This is a genomic window from Xylophilus sp. PBN-3R (genome assembly GCF_057747805.1).
Genome location: NZ_CM173225.1, coordinates 1669441 through 1686189, shown reverse-complemented (window position 1 = coordinate 1686189; position 16749 = coordinate 1669441). Strand labels below are relative to the sequence as shown.

Genomic DNA, 16749 nt, shown 5'->3' with positions numbered 1-16749 from the left:
GCTTTTTACCCCCAGAATGACCCGACCGAGGCGCAGGCCGAGGCCTGGATCGAGGCACATAAAAGGAGACCTGCCATGTTGGCTTTATCGACTTTCTGGTGGCTGCTGGCCGGCGTTGCCGTCATTGCAGAAATGCTGTCCGGAACCGTTTACCTGCTGCTGATCGCCGCCGGCCTGGTGGCCGCGGCACTGGCCGCGCACCTGGGTTTCGGGCTCACCTTGCAGATCGTCACCGCAGCCGCCATCGGCTCGGCGCTGGTGCTTCTCTGGTGGCGGCTGCGTGCACCGGCAAGACGTGCAGCCGTGGCCGCGCAGTCCAGTCCCGACCTCAACCTGGACATCGGCCAGACCGTGGTGGTCGACCGGTGGACTGCCGATGGCACCGCATCCGTCATGCACCGTGGAGCACGCTGGCGCGTGGAGCCCGAGAACCCGGTCGGCTCCGTGCTGGTGCCGGGGCCCCATCGCATCGTTGCCCTGGTGGGCAGCACCTTCGTGGTGGTGCCGGTTCCGGCCCACTGAAACCTTCAGCCAACCACTGTTCAGAAAGAAAGAACTGCATGGAATTTGCCATCGTCCTGCTGGCGCTCGTCGCCGTCTTCATCAGCCAGTCGCTGCGCATCGTGCCGCAGCAGAACGCCTGGGTGCGAGAACGCCTCGGCAAGTACCACGACACCATGACCCCGGGCCTGAACTTCCTGCTGCCCTTCATCGACCGCGTGGCCTACAAACACAGCCTGAAGGAAATCCCGATGGATGTGCCGAGCCAGATCTGCATCACCCGCGACAACACCCAGCTGCAGGTCGACGGCATCCTGTACCTGCAGGTGACCGACCCGATGCGCGCCAGCTACGGCTCGTCCAACTACCTGATGGCGGTCACCCAGCTGGCGCAGACCTCGCTGCGCAGCGTGATCGGCAAGCTCGAACTCGACAAGACCTTCGAGGAGCGCGACATCATCAACGCCCAGGTGGTGGCCGCCATCGACGAAGCCGCGCTGAACTGGGGCGTGAAAGTGCTGCGTTACGAGATCAAGGACCTGACGCCGCCCAAGGAAATCCTGCTGGCCATGCAGTCGCAGATCACCGCCGAGCGCGAAAAACGCGCACTCATCGCCGCATCGGAAGGCCGTCGGCAAGAGCAGATCAATATCGCCACCGGCGAACGCGAGGCCTACATTGCCCGCTCCGAGGGTGAAAAGCAGTCGATCATCAACAAGGCCCAGGGCGAAGCCGGCTCCATCACCGCGGTGGCCGAAGCCACAGCGGCCGCCATCGAACGTATCGCCCAGGCCATCCGCCAGCCCGGCGGCGAACAGGCGGTACAGCTGAAAGTGGCCGAGCGGGCGGTCGATGCCTTCAGCAAGGTGGCTTCCGAATCCCGCACGACACTCATCGTGCCGCACGGCATGGGCGAGGTGTCGGGCCTCATCGCCTCGGCGATGGAGCTGGTGGGGTCGGCCAAAAAGGGTTGATGAGTTGCGGAAAACCGCATTTTCACCGTGCTAGAATCGTAGGCTCGGAACGGTGGATGAGCGGTTTAAGTCGCACGCCTGGAAAGCGTGTGAGGGTTAATAGCCCTCCGCGGGTTCGAATCCCGCCTGTTCCGCCAGATAAACAGGTTTGACGCAGTCGCCAGTACTGCTCGGCTCGATGCCTCCAACATCGAAATCAAGAACCTGAAAAAGCTCGAATAAGCGCCTGATCGCAAGACCAGGCGCTTATTTTTTTGCGTCGACAAAAGCGCGCCTGCCGGGTGTTTCTATCGACATGCGGAAACCGGCTATCCGATGCGTTGAAACTACCTGCGTTCAACCCATCCGCGACCAAGCAAAGGACACCGCCGCATGAGCGCAACCGCCCACCTGGACCGCCCCGCCGAGTCATCGCGCAATGACGACATTCCCGTGATGCAGACCGCTGCCGTGCGCCAGGCGCTGCTGGACCGCAGCGAGATCGCCCTGCTCGACCTGCGCGAGGAAGATCCCTACGCCCAGGAGCATCCCCTGTGGGCGGCCAACCTGCCGCTGTCGAAACTGGAACTGGAAGCCTGGGACCGCATTCCGCGGCGCGACACACCCATCGTGCTTTTCGGCACGCATGCCGGCCGCGACCTCGTGCCGCTGGCGGCCGAAAGATTGAGAGCGCTCGGCTACACCCGCGTGCATGCATTGGCGGGCGGGCTCGAAGGCTGGAAGGCCGCTGGCGGCGAAGTCTTCCGCGACGTCAACGTGCCCAGCAAGGCTTTCGGCGAATGGGTCGAACACCACCGCCACACACCGTCGCTGGCGGCCGAACAGGTGCAGGCGCTGATCGACGGCCAGGCCGATGTCGTAGTGGTCGACGCCCGCCGTTTCGACGAATACCGCACCATGAGCATCCCCGGCGCCACCAGCGTGCCGGGCGCCGAACTGGTGCTGCGCATCGCCGAACTGGCGCCGAACCCGGCCACCCGGGTCATCGTCAACTGCGCCGGCCGCACGCGCAGCATCATCGGCACGCAATCGCTGGTCAACGCCGGCATCCCCAACCCGGTTGCGGCCTTGCGCAACGGCACCATCGGCTGGCTGCTGGCCGGCCAGACGCTGGACCACGGCGCCGACCGCCGCGCGCCCGCCGTCGCCGATATAACACTGGCCACTGCGCAGGCCCGCGCCCGCGCCGTAGCCGACCGCGCCGGAGTGCGGCGCACCAGCTTCGCCGCACTGGCCGTCCTGTCGCCGCCCGAACGTACCGTGTACCGGCTGGATGTGCGCACCCCCGAGGAATACGCGTCGGGTCACCTGCCCGGTTTTGCCAGCGCACCCGGCGGCCAGCTGGTGCAGGAGACCGATCACCATGCCCCGGTGCGTGGCGCCCGGATCGTGCTGGACGACAGCGACGGCGTGCGCGCGCCCATGACGGCTTCGTGGCTGGCCCAGCTGGGCTGGGAGGTCTGGTTGCTCGAAGATGTTGCCGGCGCTGACCGCGATGCCATCGGCCCCTGGAAAAAACCGCAACCGAGCCCGCCCGAGGTGCGCACCGTCACGCCGCAGGTGGTGGCTGACTGGCTCGAACAGGCAAAGGTCGACCCGACCGCGGTGCAGGTGTTCGATTTCACCGCCAGCGCCAACCACGTGAAGGGCCACGTCCCGGGCTCCTGGTTCGCCATCCGTGCCCAGGCTGCCGACGCGCTGTACAGGGTGCCGGCCGCCCGCCGTTACGTCGCCACCTGCGGCAGCAGCCTGCTGGCACGTTTTGCCGTGGCCGACCTGCAGGCTGCGCTGGCGGCAGCCGGGCGCAGCGCCGAGGTGCTGGTGCTGGACGGCGGCAACGCCGCCTGGGCCGCGGCCGGCCTGCCGCTGGAAGCCGGCGAGGCCCGGCTGGCCACGCCCCGCACCGACCGCTATCGCCGGCCCTACGAAGGCACCGACGCACCGCGCGAAGCCATGCAGGCCTACCTGGACTGGGAATTCGGCCTGGTGGAGCAGCTGAAGCGCGACGGCACGCATCACTTCACGGTGATCTGAACGTCACCCAGCGTTTACGCTCGGGGCATGACCCCAGAATTCACCATCCGCCCCGCGGAACCCGCCGATTTCCAGCAATGGTTGCCACTCTGGGACGGCTACAACCGGTTCTACGGCCGCAGCGGCGCCACCGCGCTCGACCCCGTCGTCACCCGAACGACCTGGTCGCGCATGATGGACGAGACCGAGCCGATGTTCGCCCTGGTCGCGGAAGGTCCCGCGGGCCTGATCGGCATCACGCATTTCCTGTATCACCGCAGCACCACGCAAATAGGCCTCAGCTGCTACCTCCAGGACCTGTTCACGGTGGAAGCGGCAAGAGGCAAGGGTGTTGCCCGGGCGCTGATCGAAGCGGTCTGCCGGCATGCGGCCGCGCAGGGCTCGCCGCGGGTCTACTGGCAGACCCACGAGACCAACACGCACGCCATGAAGCTTTACGACAAGGTTGCCGAAAAGTCCGGCTTCCTGGTCTACCGGAAGCTGCTCCCGCAGGCCGACTGACCTTCCGCCACTACGATGGCGACCCTCCGCGCATGCCGCACGTATGCGGGACCCGCGACATCGCGGAAAACAGCAACCCTCACCCAGCTAAAAACAACATGAATTCAGGCGATATACAGCTACTGGTCGTCGCGCTCGTCAGCGTGCTCGGACTGGTCGCGCTCATCGTGTCCAAACCCAGGCTGCACCCGCTGCTGGCGCTCCTCATCGTCTCGGTGGCGGTCGGCCTGGCCACCGGCATGCCGCTCGACGAACTGGTCAAGGCGATCTCCGGCGGGGCCGGCAAGACGCTGGGCGCAGTCGGCCTGGTGGTGGCCCTGGGCGCCATGCTGGGCAAGATCCTGGCCGACGCGGGTGTCACCGACAGCGTGGCCGATGCCATTGTCAGCCGCGCTTCGCGCAAGGCACTGCCCTGGGCCATGACCGGCGTGGCCTTTGTCATCGGCATCCCGATGTTCTTCGAGGTCGGCCTGATCGTGATGCTGCCGCTGATCTTCGGCGTTGCCCGCAAGCTCGAGGCCGAGCACCCCGGCACCGGCTCACCCTACGTGTACATCGGTGTCCCGGTGATCGCCGCGCTGGCCGCCATGCACGGCATGGTGCCGCCCCATCCGGGACCGCTGACCGCCATCGCCACACTCAAGACCAGCGTCGGCGCGACCATGATCTACGGCTTCATCGCCGCCATCCCGGCGATCGCGCTGGCGGGACCCCTCTACGGTTCGTTCATCGCGCCGCGCATGAAGGTGCGCCCCGACGATGCGCTGGTCGCGCAGTACGCGCCCGACGCCGACGCAAAACCGGATGCCGACGGACCGGTCCGCAAGGCACCGCCCGCCATCGGCCTGGGCCTGCTGACGGCATTGCTGCCAGCGGTGCTGATGCTGTTCCACGCATTGGCCGAAATGGGGCTGCAAAAGGACTCGGCCCTGCTGCACCTGGCCGGTTTCGTCGGCAACCCCATCATCGCCATGCTGCTGGGCGTGGTCTTCGCCGTACTGGCGCTTCGGCCCGGCCAGCCGGAAGCCGTGCGCAAGGCGCTCAGCCAGAGCCTGAAGCCGGTCGCCAACGTGCTGCTCATCATCGCCGGCGGCGGTGCGTTCCAGCAGGTGCTGACCGATGCGCACGTGGGCGATGCCATCGTTCACATGAGCCATCAACTGGCGCTGTCACCCCTGTTGCTGGGCTGGCTGATCTCGATGCTGCTGTCGGTTTCCACCGGATCGGCCACGGTCGGCATCGTCGGCGCGGCCGGCCTGCTGGCACCGCTGGCGGCGTCCGGCGTGGCCGTCAACCAGCCGCTGCTGGCACTCGCCATCGGCTGCGGATCGCTGTTCTTCAACTATGCCAACCATGCCGGTTTCTGGCTGGTCAAGGAATCGTTCGGCATGACGATGGGCGAGGCAACCAAGACCATCTCGGTGGTGCAGTCCATCGTCGCGCTGGTCGGCCTGGTGATGGTGCTGCTGCTCAACCTGCTGCCGCCACTGGCCTGACGCCGCGCTGGCGGCACTTCGAACGCCGGCCTCTCGGTATACACACCTATGGTGTCGGAGGACGCTTGTTTATATGATGGCCTTACGCTATTGAGCGCCCTTCCGGATTTTCCCATGCCCCGTGTCTCCCGCCAGCAAGCCGACCTCAACCGCGAAGCGATCAAAGCCGCGGCCGCCCGCCTTTATCGGGAACGGGGTTTCGACGGCGTCGGCATTCCCGAAATCACACGCGCCGCGGGACTCACGCACGGCAGCTTCTACGGCCACTTCGAATCCAAGGAGGCGCTGGCCGCCGAAGCGCTGAAGGCCGGCCTCGAAATCGGCATGCAGCGCTGGGAAACACGTGCCGCGCAAGGCGGACGCGAAGGCCTGATCCGCGGCTACCTGGTCGCCCGCAACCGCGACACGCCGGGCGACGCCTGCCCCATTGCCGCCCTGGCCGGCGACATGGCCCGGCAGCCCGCCGACGCACCCACCCGACCGGTCTTCAACAAGGCGATCGACATGCTGCTGAAGAAGCTGGCAGCGGTGCAGCCCTTGCCGGCAGACCCGCCGGCCGGTCTCGGCGAACAGAAGGCCTTCGCAGACCTCGCAGCGATGGTCGGCGCACTCATCCTGTCGCGCGCCACGGCCGGCTCCGAGGTATCGGACAAGTTCCTTTCCCTGGTCAGCGCAGAGCTGATCGCCAAGGACTGAATCCATGCATTCCGGATCGTGTCACTGCGGAGCGGTCCACATCGAGATTCCGTTCGCACCCGATCACCTGACCAACTGCAACTGCTCGATCTGCTGGCGTTATGGCGCGCTGTGGGCTTATTTCGTGTCGAGCAGCGTGCGGATCCAGTGCGACGAGGCCGCGGTCGAGGACTATTCATGGGGCATCAAGGGCCTGCGTTTCTTCCGCTGCCGAACCTGCGGCGTGGTCACGCACTGGGAAAAGTCGCATCCGACCGACGGCAGCCTGATGGGCATCAACATGCGCAACTTCGACCTGAGCGCACTCGCCCATGCACGGGTGCTGGCGGTGAACGGACGGGCTTCCGGCGAAAACCATTTCGAGGTCTGACGCGGCCTGGCGAATCCAGGCTTTACCGTGGGTTCACCGCCTCGACGCACGCTTGAGAATCCGCTCGGTTGAAATGCGCCCTTCATGAAAAACCCCATCACCCGCACCCTCGCCCACACCGTCCTCGCCGGCTCGGTGCTGGCCCTCTCAGTCCCGGCCTTTGCCCAATTCGGTGGTGGTGGAGGCGGCGGCGGTGGCATGGGCATGGGCGGCATGGCTGGCGGCAGCGGGCGCCGGAGCCGCGCTGCGGGCGACGGCGCCGAGCCGTCCGCGACAGCCCGGCCGCAAGACCTCGCGGGCGCCGCCGCCCAGTTGCGCGACCGGTTGCTCGACCTTCGCCTGCAGTTGATGATCACGCCCCCTCAGTCAGCCGCGTGGGCCCGCTTCTCGGACGCGGTATGGGCGCTGGCCGGTCACCGGAACATCCGGCCGGCCGCTCCGCCCGAAGGTGAAAACGCAGCGGCCGGTTTCAGGCTTCGTGCCCAGCAGGCACAGGAAACCGCCTTGCGCCTGCAGGCGCTCAGCAGCGCCACGGACCAGCTGTATTCGCTGCTGACGCCGGAACAACAGCGCCTCGCCGATCCGCAGCTGATCGGCGCCCTGCCCTGACTGCACGCGGCAGCACCCGGGTACTCCCTTCCCGAACCCACGGCAGCCGCCGCCCTTCGCCTACAGGCAGCGGGCGCACGCTGGCGGAAGATGCACGGCCAACTTCCGGACCCCCCTGCCATGCATGTCCTCGTCCCTCGTCCCCGCCCCAACACCGACGGGACCTGCCCGCCATGAGCCGGCCCAACATCAAGCCGGAGGGCGGCGAGAAGCCGCTGGCGGTCTATGCGGCCATCGCCGCCAACATCGCGATCGCCATCACGAAGTTCATCGTCGCGGCGGCCACCGGCAGCTCGGCCATGCTGTCAGAGGGCATCCACTCGGCGGTCGACACCTTCAACGGCGTGCTGCTGCTGATCGGCCTGCGCTTGAGCAAACGCCCGGCCAGCCAGGAACATCCCTTCGGCCATGGCAAGGAGCTGTATTTCTGGAGCCTCATCGTGGCGGTGCTGATCTTCGGACTGGGCGGCGGCATGTCGGTCTACGAAGGCTGGCAGCACGTGCGCCATCCGGTGGCGCTGACCGACCCGTTCTGGAACTACATCGTGCTGGGCGCGGCAGCCGTGTTCGAGGGCGCCAGTTTCGGCGTCGCACTGCGTGAATTCATCCGCCAGAAACGCGGCCAGCCTTTCTGGCGCGCCATCCGCAACAGCAAGGACCCGGCCAGCTACACCGTGCTGGCCGAAGACGGCGCGGCACTCGCCGGCCTGGCCATCGCGGCTGCGGGTGTGTATCTCAGCCATACGCTGGACATGCCCGAACTGGACGGCGTGGCTTCCATCCTCATCGGCCTGCTGCTGGCCGGTGTGGCGGTGCTGCTGGTGCGCGAGTCGCGCGGCCTGCTGATCGGCGAAGGCCTGCGGCCCGAAACGGCGGAGCGCATCCGCACCCTTGCCACGGCGCATGCGGGTGTCAGCGAAGCCGGCCAGGTGCTGTCGATGTACCTGGGGCCGGACGAAGTGCTGGTGACCGTTGACCTGTCCTTCGACGAAGGCACCCTGGCCAGCGATGCGGCCCGCACGGTGACCGCCATCGAGGCCGAGGTGCGGTCGCAGTTCCCGATGATCCGGCGGCTTTTCCTGGCAGCAGGCGACTAGGCCAGCGCAGGTACGGCCCGGGTCCTGGGCAGGCCGATCAGCGGCAGCGCGCGGTTCACGGCCAGCTGCGCGCGCTGGCGGAGCGCCTCGTCGGCCACCTGGTAATCGGCGAAGTGCTTGTCGGTGGCATACACACCGATGGGCAGTGTCCGGGCCTGGAAGAAACTGAACAACGGACGCAACTGGTGGTCGATCACCAGCGCATGGCGGTCGCTGCCGCCGGTGGCTGCCAGCAGAACCGGCACGTCGACCAGCGCGTCATGGTGAACGAAGTCGAAGAAGTGCTTGAACAAGCCGGAATAAGTGGCGCGATAGACCGGGCTGGCAACCACCAGCAGATCGGCCTGCTCCACCGCAGCCACCGCGGATTCGGCGGCCGGCGAGAGCTGGGACCTGGCCAGTGCACCAGCAAGCTCGGGACCGACCACGCCCAGTTCAATGAGCCGGGTCTGGATGGGGATCGCGTCACCGATCAGCTCCAGCAGGTGTTCCACCAGCGCGAGGGTGCGGGACGGACGCTGCAGGCTGCCGGAGACGGCGACGACGTTGAGGGAGCGGGTCATTGGGGGTCCTTGCCGGGGCTTCGATGTCTGGCCGCCCAGTGTGCGTCCGGAGCGTCCTGCGGCGAAGGGACCGATCCTTCTATCGATCCTCGGATTGCTTATTTGCCGCGGGAGATATGCAGTGCACTGAAGCTCTGGGCCACCGGCATCAGTTCGATGGTGTTGACGTTGACATGTTTCGGCAGGGAGGCGATCCACGAAACCGTCTCGGCGATGTCGGCGGCGGTCAATGCGGTGACACCGTCGTAGCGTTTTCTGGCTTCCTCGGCATCGCCGTTGAAACGCACCACACTGAATTCGGTGCCGCCGACCATGCCGGGCTCGATGTTGGTCACCCGCACCGCCGTGCCGGTCAGGTCGGCGCGCAGGTTCAGGCTGAACTGGCGCACATAGGCCTTGGTCGCGCCGTACACGTTGCCACCGGGATAAGGATAGGTGCCCGCCGTCGATCCGATGTTGATGACATGCCCCGCGTCGCGCTCGACCATGCCCGGCAACACCGCCCGGGTGAGCAGCGTCAGGCCGATGACGTTGATGTCGATCATCCGCCGCCAGTCTTCCACGCTGGCGGACTGCGCCTTGTCCATGCCCAGCGCCAGGCCGGCGTTGTTGACCAGCACGTCGACCGCCCGGAACTCTTCCGGCAACGATTCCAGCAAGGCCAGCGTGGCCGCTTCGTCGGCCAGGTCCAGCACATGCGGATGGAAGGCGGGCCCCAGTTTTTGACGCATCGCGTCCAGCCGGTCCTTGCGGCGGGCGACACCCACCACACGATGCCCATCGCCGATCAGGCGCTCAGAAATCGCTTCGCCGAACCCGGCGGAAGCTCCGGTCACAAGAATCAACATATTCACGGCTCCAGGTGTTTTTGCAGATTTTGCGCGATGGAAGCGGCAGGGCCGCAGACCGCCAGAACTGGATAGGCCGGCACCGCCGCGATGCGTGATTCGGATAGCGGCCACCGCCCCCCGTTCCTAGACTCGGTCGCAAGAAGATCACTGCAGGAACTGCCCCATGTCCGACCAAGTCATCAGCCCGCCGGCCCCCGTCGGCCGCGCCGTGCATTTTCCCCAGGCCGACGGCTCGCGTGTGCCCTACCGCGTGTTCAGTTCGCAAGAGGTGTACGAACGCGAGCAGGAACGCATCTACCGCGGACCGACCTGGAACTTCCTAGGACTGGAAGCCGAGATACCCGACGTCAACGATTTCAAGAGCACCTTCGTCGGCGACACCCCGGTGGTCGTCACCCGCACCGCCGACGGTTTCGCCTGCTGGGTCAACCGCTGCGCCCACCGCGGCGCAATGGTCTGCCGCGAAAAACGCGGCAACGCCGCCAGCCACACCTGCGTGTACCACCAGTGGAGCTACACCTGCGAAGGCGACCTGCAGGGAGTGCCCTTCCGGCGCGGCCAGAAGGGCCAGGCCGGCATGCCCAAGAGCTTCACCCCGGAAGGCAACGGCCTGCACAAGCTGCGGGTCGACAGCTACAAGGGCCTGCTCTTCGCCACCTTCAGCGACGAGACTCCGCCGCTGCCCGAATACCTGGGCCCCGAGATGCGCCCCTGGATCGACCGGCTGTTCCACAAGCCCATCGAATACCTCGGCTGCACCCGCCAGTATTCGAAGTCGAACTGGAAGCTCTACCTGGAAAACGTGAAGGACCCCTATCACGCCAGCCTGCTGCACCTGTTCCACACCACCTTCAACATCTTCCGGGTGGGCATGAAGGCGCGTTCCATCCCCGATGCGACGCACGGCCTGCACAGCATCATCACGGCCACCAAGATCGAGGAGGCTGTAGACACCGCCGCCGCCTACAACGCGCAGAACATCCGCTCGATGGACGACGGTTTCGCGCTCGAGGATCCGGAGCTGCTCGGCCAGATCAAGGAGTTCGACGAACTCACGACCAACCACATCCAGCCGATCTTTCCGCAGCTGGTGATCCAGCAGATCCACAACACGCTGGTGGCGCGGCAACTGCTGCCCAAGGGGCCGAGCAACTTCGAACTGGTCTTCCACTTCTTCGGTTATGCCGACGACACCCCCGAGATGCGCGAACTGCGGCTGCTGCAGGCCAACCTGGTGGGCCCGGCCGGCTACATCTCGATGGAAGACACCGAAGCCACCGAACTGGTGCAGCGCGGCACCTTCCGCGACGCCGACGCACTGTCGGTGCTGGACATGGCGCGCGACGCGCCCGACCAGCAGGAAACCCTGATCACCGAAAACCTGATCCGCCGTTTCTGGATGGGTTACCAGAAGCTGATGGGGTACTGAAAACATGAACGAGAAACTTCAACTCTGGCTGGAACTGAGCGAGCTGCAGGCCCGCTACGTCAGCGCACTGGACAACGACGACCTCGAAGGCTGGACGCAGTTCTTCACCGAGGACTGCCGCTACGAGATCATTCCGAAAGAGAACGTCGATGCCGGCCTGCCGGCTCCGGTCATCTATTGCCGCAACCGCAAGATGCTGCGCGACCGGGTGCTGTCACTGCGCCACGCCAACATCTTCGAAGGCCACACCTACCGCCACATGACGTCGGGCCTGGTGGTCACGTCGAACGACGGCCACACCATCACCACCACCAGCAGCTACGTGGTGGTGATCACCGGGCAGACCGGTGAATCCAACGTCTACCAGGCCGGCACCTACCAGGACGAACTGGTGCGCGAGGACGGCGAACTGCGCTACCGCAAGAAACGCGTCGTCTTCGACACCCTGCGTGTGCAGACCCTGCTGGCCACCCCGATATGACCGATCTGATGGAAACACCGAGCATGACAAACAACAGCGTCTGGCACGATGTCGGCGAGCCCGAAGACTTCTCCGAAGAGGCCGCCTGGCCGGTGGTGGCCGGTGGCAAGGCCATCGCCATGTTCAGGCAGGGCGACGACATCTTCGCCCTGCACGACCTGTGCACCCACGGTGCCGCCAGGCTGTCCGACGGCTGGGTGGAAGACGGCCAGGTGGAGTGTCCGCTGCACCAGGGCACCTTCGACATCCGCACCGGCGCGGCCTGCAAGGCGCCCTGCACCGAGCCGGTCCGCACCTTTCCCGTGCGGGTCGTCGCAGGCCGGGTCGAAGTGGAAGTCTGACCGCGCCCGTTTTTTGCATTGCTCCTTTCATTCAAACGCCCATCACTGACGCCATGAAAACCTGCCTGACCGTTTCGTCCCTCATGACCGCCGCGCTGGCCGTCCTCGTCGCCTCGCCGGCACTCGCCGCCGATCCCATCAGGGTGGGACTGGCGCTGGACATTTCCGGCCCGTTCGCGGCCGGCGGCGCAGAGACACGCGACGGCATGAACCTGGCCATCAAGCTGCTCGACAACAAGCTCGGCGGCTACCCGGCCGAGTTCATCCAGGCCGACACCGCCGGCAGCCCCGACCAGGCCAAGCAGGTGGTCGACCGCTTCGTGCAGCAGAACAAGATCAGCCTGTTCAGCGGCCCGACGCCATCGAACGTGGCGCTGGCCGTCGGCCCGTCGCTGTTCGCCGCCAAGGTGCCCTACATCACCAGCAACCCCGGCCCCAGCCAGTACGCCGGCGCGCAGTGCAACCCCTATTTCTTCGGCCTGAGCTACCAGAACGACACCTGGGACGAAACCGCTGGCCAGCACGCCACCGACCAGGGCTACAAGACCGCTTTCATCATCGCCCCCAACTACCCCGCCGGCCGCGATCACCTGACCGGTTTCAAGCGCCGCTTCAAGGGCGACGTCGGCAACGAGGTCTACACCAAGGTCGGCCAACTCGACTACGCAGCCGAACTGGCGCAGGTGCGCGCAGCCAAGCCGGCGATGGTCTATTTCTTCCTGCCGGGCGCGATGGGCATCAACTTCATCAAGCAGTTCGTGGCCTCGGGCCTGTCGAAGGACACCGTGCTGGTGACCACACCGGCTTCGGCCGACGAAGACACCATCGCGGCCGTCGGCGAACCGATGCTGGGCCTGTTCAGCGGCTCGCAGTGGTCGCACGACCTGCCCAACGCGGCCAACCAGAAGTTCGTCGCCGAGTTCCGCAAGGCCTACAACCGCTACCCCACTTTCTACGCCGCCCAGGCCTACGACAGCATCCTGGCGATGGACGGCGCGGTGCGTGACGTCAAGGGCAACGTGTCCGACAAACCGGCGCTGCTGAAGGCCCTGAAGGCGGCCAACTTCGCATCGGTGCGTGGCCCGTTCAAGTACGACAACAACAATTTCCCCGTCCAGGATTACTACCTGCGGGTGGTCGGCAAGGACGCCACCGGCCGCATCACCAACAAGACCGTGGGCACGCCGCTCAAGGCGCACCGCGATGCGTACCACGACCAGTGCCGCATGAAGTCCTGAGCCCGGCATGACGACGATTCTTTTTGTCGAGCAGATCCTCAACGGTCTCGGCTACGGCTTCGTGCTGTTCCTGCTGGCCGCGGGCCTCACCCTGGTCTTCGGCATCATGGATGTGATGAACCTGGCCCACGGCTCGTTGTTCATGGCGGGCGCCTACGTGGCCGCCCATGTGCATTCCAGAACCGATTCGTTCGTGGCCGGCGTGGCGGTGGCGGTGGCGGTAGTCGTCGTGCTGGCCCTGGTGCTGGAGGTGCTGCTGTTCCGCAAGCTCTACGGCCGGGACCACCTGGCCCAGGTTCTGGCCACCTTCGGCGTGATCCTGGTGGCCGACGACGTGGTGAAGATGATCTGGGGCGCTGCGCCGCTGATGGCGTCGGCACCGGCCGCGCTGTCCGGGCCGGTCGAGTTGCTGCCCGGCCTGCTGTATCCGTCGTACCGGGTGCTGATCCTGGGTGCCGGCGTGGCCGTGGCGCTGGGCCTCTATCTGCTGGTCAACCACACGCGGATGGGCATGCTGGTGCGGGCCGGTGCGTCCAACCGCCGCATGGCCGAGTTCATGGGTGTGCGGGTCGGCCAGGTGTTTTCGCTCGTGTTCCTGCTGGGTGCGGCGCTGGCGGCGCTGGCCGGTGCGCTGATGGGTCCGCTGACCGCGGTGCAGGTCGGCATGGGCGAAGAGATCCTCATCCCGTCGCTGGTGGTGCTGGTCATCGGCGGCATCGGTTCCATCCGCGGTGCCTTCGTGGCGGCGCTGGTGGTCGGCATGGTCGACACCATCGGCCGGGCCTTCGTGCCGCTGGTCCTCAAGTCCTTTCTTTCACCGACGCTGGTGTCCGACCTGGCACCGGCCATCGCCGGCCTGGCGACCTATGCGCTGATGGCCGCCGTGCTGGCCTTCAAGCCGTCCGGCCTGTTCCCGGCTCGGGGCTGATTCAAAGCTATGCAAATCAAACACTGGGCACCCTGGCTGGCGGCGGGCCTGCTGGCGGTCTTTCCGCTGATGGCCCCGCTGGTGGGGCTGGATTTCTACATCGGCTTCGTGCGTCGCGCCATGGTCTTTGCCATGGCTGCCGCCAGCCTCAATTTCATCCTCGGTTTCGGCGGCCTGGCCGCCCTGGGCCATGCGGGCTTCGTGGGTGTCGGCGCCTATGCGCTGGTGGCCCTGGCCGATGCCAGCTTGCAGTCTGCCTGGGTGATGTGGGCCTTTGCCATGTTGGCGGCCGGCGCGGTGGCCGCCCTCATCGGGCTGATCGTGCTTCGCACCCGGGGCGTGTATCTGATCATGAGCACGCTGGCGTTCGCGCAGATGCTGTATTACGTGGCCGTGTCGCTGCGGGTATACGGCGGCGACGACGGCTACAACCTGATGGAACGCCCGCTGCTGGGCCTGGGCATCGACTCGCTGGGCGAGGCCGGTTTCTACTGGGTGGTGCTGGTGCTGCTGGCCGGCGTGATGCTGCTGCTCAACCGGGCCACCGATTCCCGCTTCGGCCATGCCCTGACGGGCATCCGAGACAACGAAGTCCGCATGCGCGCCATGGGGTATCCGGTGCAACGCATCCTGCTGGCGGCATTCGTGCTGGCCGGGGCCATCGCGGGCCTGGCCGGTGCGCTTCTGGCCACCCACAACGCATTCGTCAGCCCGTCGGCCATGCACTGGACACAGTCGGCCAACCTGCTGGTGATGGTGGTCATCGGCGGTGTCGGCCTGCGCTGGGGCGGGCCCGTCGGCGCGGGCGTGTGGATCGGGCTGGAAGAAATCTTCAAGCAGTTCACCGACTACTGGCACCTGCCGCTGGGCCTGCTGCTGATCGCCATCGTGTTCCTCGCGCCGCGCGGCCTGGCCGGCATCCGGCTGGTGCGCAAGGCTGCTGCCGGCAATGGAGCGGTCGCATGAGCCTGTTCGTCGTCAACAAGCTGGTGAAACGGTTCGGTGCGCTGACCGCCACCGACCATGTTTCGCTGGAAGTTCAGCCGGGTGAAATCCACGCGCTCATCGGCCCCAACGGCGCCGGCAAGTCGACCCTGGTCAACCTGATTTCGGGCCTGTCCATGGCCGACGAAGGCAGCATCGTGCTGGATGGCGTCGACCTCACAGGCATGCCGATGGACCAGCGGATCCGCTCCGGCCTGTCCCGCTGCTTCCAGATCACCAGCATCTTTCCGAAAGCCACCGTGCTGGACAACCTGTTGCTGGCGGTGCAGGCACAGGCGGGCAGCAGCTTGCGCCTGTGGGGCCGGCGCAACCAGGATCAGGAATTGATCGCCGCCGCTCACGCGCTGGCCGCACGGGTCGGCCTGCAACAAGCCACCGGCCGCATCGCCGGCGCGCTGCCCCACGGCGCACAACGTCAGTTGGATGTCGCCCTGGCGCTGGCTGCGAAACCCAGGCTCTTGCTGCTGGACGAACCGATGGCCGGCATGGGTCCGGAAGACAGCGAAAGCATGACCGCCCTCATCGCTACCCTGAAAAAAGACATGGCCATCCTGCTGATCGAACACGACATGAAGGCGGTGTTCGCACTGGCCGACCGCATCTCCGTGCTGGTCTACGGCCGTGTGCTGACGGCCGGCTCGGTGGACGCCATCCGCAACGACCCGCAGGTGCAGGCGGTGTACCTCGGTACCGAAACCGTCGCGGAGGCCGCATGAGCGCCGCTCCCCTTTTGCAGGCTTCCGGCATCGAGGCCGGTTATGGCAGCAGCCAGGTGCTGTTCGGTATCGACCTGGACATCCGTGCGGGCCAGGTGGTCACCCTGCTGGGCCGCAACGGCATGGGCAAGAGCACGACGATCAAGACGCTGATCGGCGGGCTCGCCGTGCGCAAGGGGTCCTTGCGGTTCGGCGGCAAGGCGATGAACGGACTTCGGCCGGATGCCATCGCCCGGCTCGGCATCGCGGTGGTGCCCGAGGGACGCCAGTGTTTCCCCAACCTGACGGTGAAGGAGCATCTGGTGGCCTTCGCGGACAGCCGCAACGGGCAGAAGGATGCGTGGACCCTCGAGCGGATCTATGCGCTGTTTCCTCGCTTGGCGGAGAGGGCGCAGAACATGGGGAACCAGTTGTCTGGCGGGGAGCAGCAGATGCTGGCCATCGGGCGGGCTCTCTCCACCAATCCGCGGCTGTTGATTCTGGACGAGGCCACCGAAGGACTGGCCCCCGTCATCCGCGAGGAGATCTGGAAATGCCTGGCCCTGCTTCGCGAGGCGGGGCAGACGATTCTGGTCGTCGACAAGTATGTCGAGCGGCTGCTACGGCTGGCCGACCACCATCTGATCCTCGAACGCGGCAGAGTGGTGTGGGAGGGGGATTCCGCCGCACTGGATGGCGACCGGGGGTTGTGGAAGGCTTACCTCGGGGTTTGAGAGGGGGTGCTGCTCTCCGCTTCGCTCTGGTTTTTCTTCTATTGCTTTTGAGGGGTGAGCCGCTTATGCGCGGGGCAGTCACTTTCTTTTCTGGCAAAAAAGAAAGTAACCAAAGAAAGTTGCCTTGGGAGCGGGGAATCGCATGAGCGATGGTCGGGACTTCGTTCCGCTGCGCTCCCCTCTCGTCCTGGCCTAGACGAATTGAT

At 66.1% G+C, this 16749-nt stretch carries 19 protein-coding genes and 1 tRNA gene; 18 read left to right on the top strand and 2 right to left on the bottom strand.

Features of this window, described 5'->3' with window-relative positions; translation table 11 throughout:
• Positions 1 to 75 precede the first annotated feature (75 nt).
• The 10 genes from AC3ANW_RS07875 (at position 76) to AC3ANW_RS07830 (ending at position 8278) form a co-directional block, all read left to right on the top strand.
• Entirely contained in the window at positions 76 to 522 is a 447-nt protein-coding gene (locus AC3ANW_RS07875) for an NfeD family protein (protein WP_488344629.1), read from the top strand.
• A gap of 38 nt (positions 523 to 560) precedes the next feature.
• Complete coding sequence (locus tag AC3ANW_RS07870; RefSeq protein ID WP_488344628.1) at positions 561 to 1475, top strand: SPFH domain-containing protein; 915 nt, start codon at positions 561 to 563, stop codon at positions 1473 to 1475.
• 46 nt (positions 1476 to 1521) lie between these two features.
• Positions 1522 to 1612: transfer RNA gene (locus AC3ANW_RS07865), tRNA-Ser, on the top strand.
• A gap of 298 nt (positions 1613 to 1910) precedes the next feature.
• Positions 1911 to 3509 carry a rhodanese-like domain-containing protein gene (locus AC3ANW_RS07860; RefSeq protein WP_488345380.1) on the top strand — a complete coding sequence of 533 codons (1599 nt, stop codon included), beginning with the start codon at positions 1911 to 1913 and terminating at the stop codon, positions 3507 to 3509.
• Positions 3510 to 3536: 27 nt separating this feature from the next.
• Complete coding sequence (locus AC3ANW_RS07855; RefSeq protein ID WP_488344627.1) at positions 3537 to 4010, top strand: GNAT family N-acetyltransferase; 474 nt, start codon at positions 3537 to 3539, stop codon at positions 4008 to 4010.
• A gap of 98 nt (positions 4011 to 4108) precedes the next feature.
• A complete protein-coding gene (locus tag AC3ANW_RS07850) occupies positions 4109 to 5506 on the top strand; it encodes a GntP family permease (protein ID WP_488344626.1) in 1398 nt (465 codons plus the stop codon).
• A 114-nt stretch (positions 5507 to 5620) separates the two neighbouring features.
• Entirely contained in the window at positions 5621 to 6202 is a 582-nt protein-coding gene (locus AC3ANW_RS07845) for a TetR/AcrR family transcriptional regulator (protein WP_488344625.1), read from the top strand.
• Between the two features lie 4 nt (positions 6203 to 6206).
• Entirely contained in the window at positions 6207 to 6572 is a 366-nt protein-coding gene (locus tag AC3ANW_RS07840; RefSeq protein ID WP_488344624.1) for a GFA family protein, read from the top strand.
• A gap of 84 nt (positions 6573 to 6656) precedes the next feature.
• Entirely contained in the window at positions 6657 to 7181 is a 525-nt protein-coding gene (locus tag AC3ANW_RS07835) for a Spy/CpxP family protein refolding chaperone (RefSeq protein ID WP_488344623.1), read from the top strand.
• Positions 7182 to 7354: 173 nt separating this feature from the next.
• Positions 7355 to 8278: a cation diffusion facilitator family transporter gene (locus AC3ANW_RS07830; RefSeq protein WP_488344622.1), complete on the top strand. Its 924-nt coding sequence runs from the start codon at positions 7355 to 7357 to the stop codon at positions 8276 to 8278.
• Here the strand turns inward: AC3ANW_RS07830 and msuE are convergent.
• Together msuE and AC3ANW_RS07820 are read right to left on the bottom strand one after the other, a co-directional pair.
• Positions 8275 to 8841, bottom strand: coding sequence for an FMN reductase (gene msuE, locus AC3ANW_RS07825; RefSeq protein ID WP_488344621.1), 567 nt, complete (start codon positions 8839 to 8841; stop codon positions 8275 to 8277). The two genes, AC3ANW_RS07830 and msuE, sit on opposite strands and share 4 nt — an antisense overlap.
• A 98-nt stretch (positions 8842 to 8939) precedes the next feature.
• Entirely contained in the window at positions 8940 to 9689 is a 750-nt protein-coding gene (locus AC3ANW_RS07820) for an SDR family NAD(P)-dependent oxidoreductase (protein ID WP_488344620.1), read from the bottom strand.
• Positions 9690 to 9855: 166 nt separating this feature from the next.
• On the opposite strand from AC3ANW_RS07820, the gene andAc reads away from it, so the two are divergent.
• From andAc to AC3ANW_RS07780, 8 genes are read left to right on the top strand one after another with little or no spacing between them, the layout of a single operon-like run.
• Complete coding sequence (gene andAc, locus AC3ANW_RS07815) at positions 9856 to 11121, top strand: anthranilate 1,2-dioxygenase large subunit AndAc (RefSeq protein WP_488344619.1); 1266 nt, start codon at positions 9856 to 9858, stop codon at positions 11119 to 11121.
• 4 nt (positions 11122 to 11125) lie between these two features.
• A complete protein-coding gene (andAd, locus tag AC3ANW_RS07810; RefSeq protein ID WP_488344618.1) occupies positions 11126 to 11602 on the top strand; it encodes an anthranilate 1,2-dioxygenase small subunit AndAd in 477 nt (158 codons plus the stop codon).
• A gap of 23 nt (positions 11603 to 11625) precedes the next feature.
• The gene (gene andAb, locus AC3ANW_RS07805) at positions 11626 to 11943 is read left to right on the top strand and encodes an anthranilate 1,2-dioxygenase ferredoxin subunit AndAb (RefSeq protein WP_488344617.1); all 318 of its coding nucleotides are present in this window, start codon (positions 11626 to 11628) and stop codon (positions 11941 to 11943) included.
• A gap of 53 nt (positions 11944 to 11996) precedes the next feature.
• Positions 11997 to 13181 (top strand): ABC transporter substrate-binding protein, encoded by a 1185-nt coding sequence (locus tag AC3ANW_RS07800; protein WP_488344616.1) that lies wholly within the window; start codon positions 11997 to 11999, stop codon positions 13179 to 13181.
• A 7-nt stretch (positions 13182 to 13188) separates the two neighbouring features.
• A complete protein-coding gene (locus AC3ANW_RS07795) occupies positions 13189 to 14109 on the top strand; it encodes a branched-chain amino acid ABC transporter permease (RefSeq protein ID WP_488344615.1) in 921 nt (306 codons plus the stop codon).
• A gap of 9 nt (positions 14110 to 14118) precedes the next feature.
• Positions 14119 to 15075 (top strand): branched-chain amino acid ABC transporter permease, encoded by a 957-nt coding sequence (locus tag AC3ANW_RS07790; RefSeq protein ID WP_488344614.1) that lies wholly within the window; start codon positions 14119 to 14121, stop codon positions 15073 to 15075.
• Positions 15072 to 15830 carry an ABC transporter ATP-binding protein gene (locus tag AC3ANW_RS07785; protein ID WP_488344613.1) on the top strand — a complete coding sequence of 253 codons (759 nt, stop codon included), beginning with the start codon at positions 15072 to 15074 and terminating at the stop codon, positions 15828 to 15830. Before AC3ANW_RS07790 ends, AC3ANW_RS07785 begins: the two co-directional genes overlap by 4 nt.
• A complete protein-coding gene (locus tag AC3ANW_RS07780) occupies positions 15827 to 16543 on the top strand; it encodes an ABC transporter ATP-binding protein (protein ID WP_488344612.1) in 717 nt (238 codons plus the stop codon). Before AC3ANW_RS07785 ends, AC3ANW_RS07780 begins: the two co-directional genes overlap by 4 nt.
• The last annotated feature ends 206 nt before the right edge of the window (positions 16544 to 16749 follow it).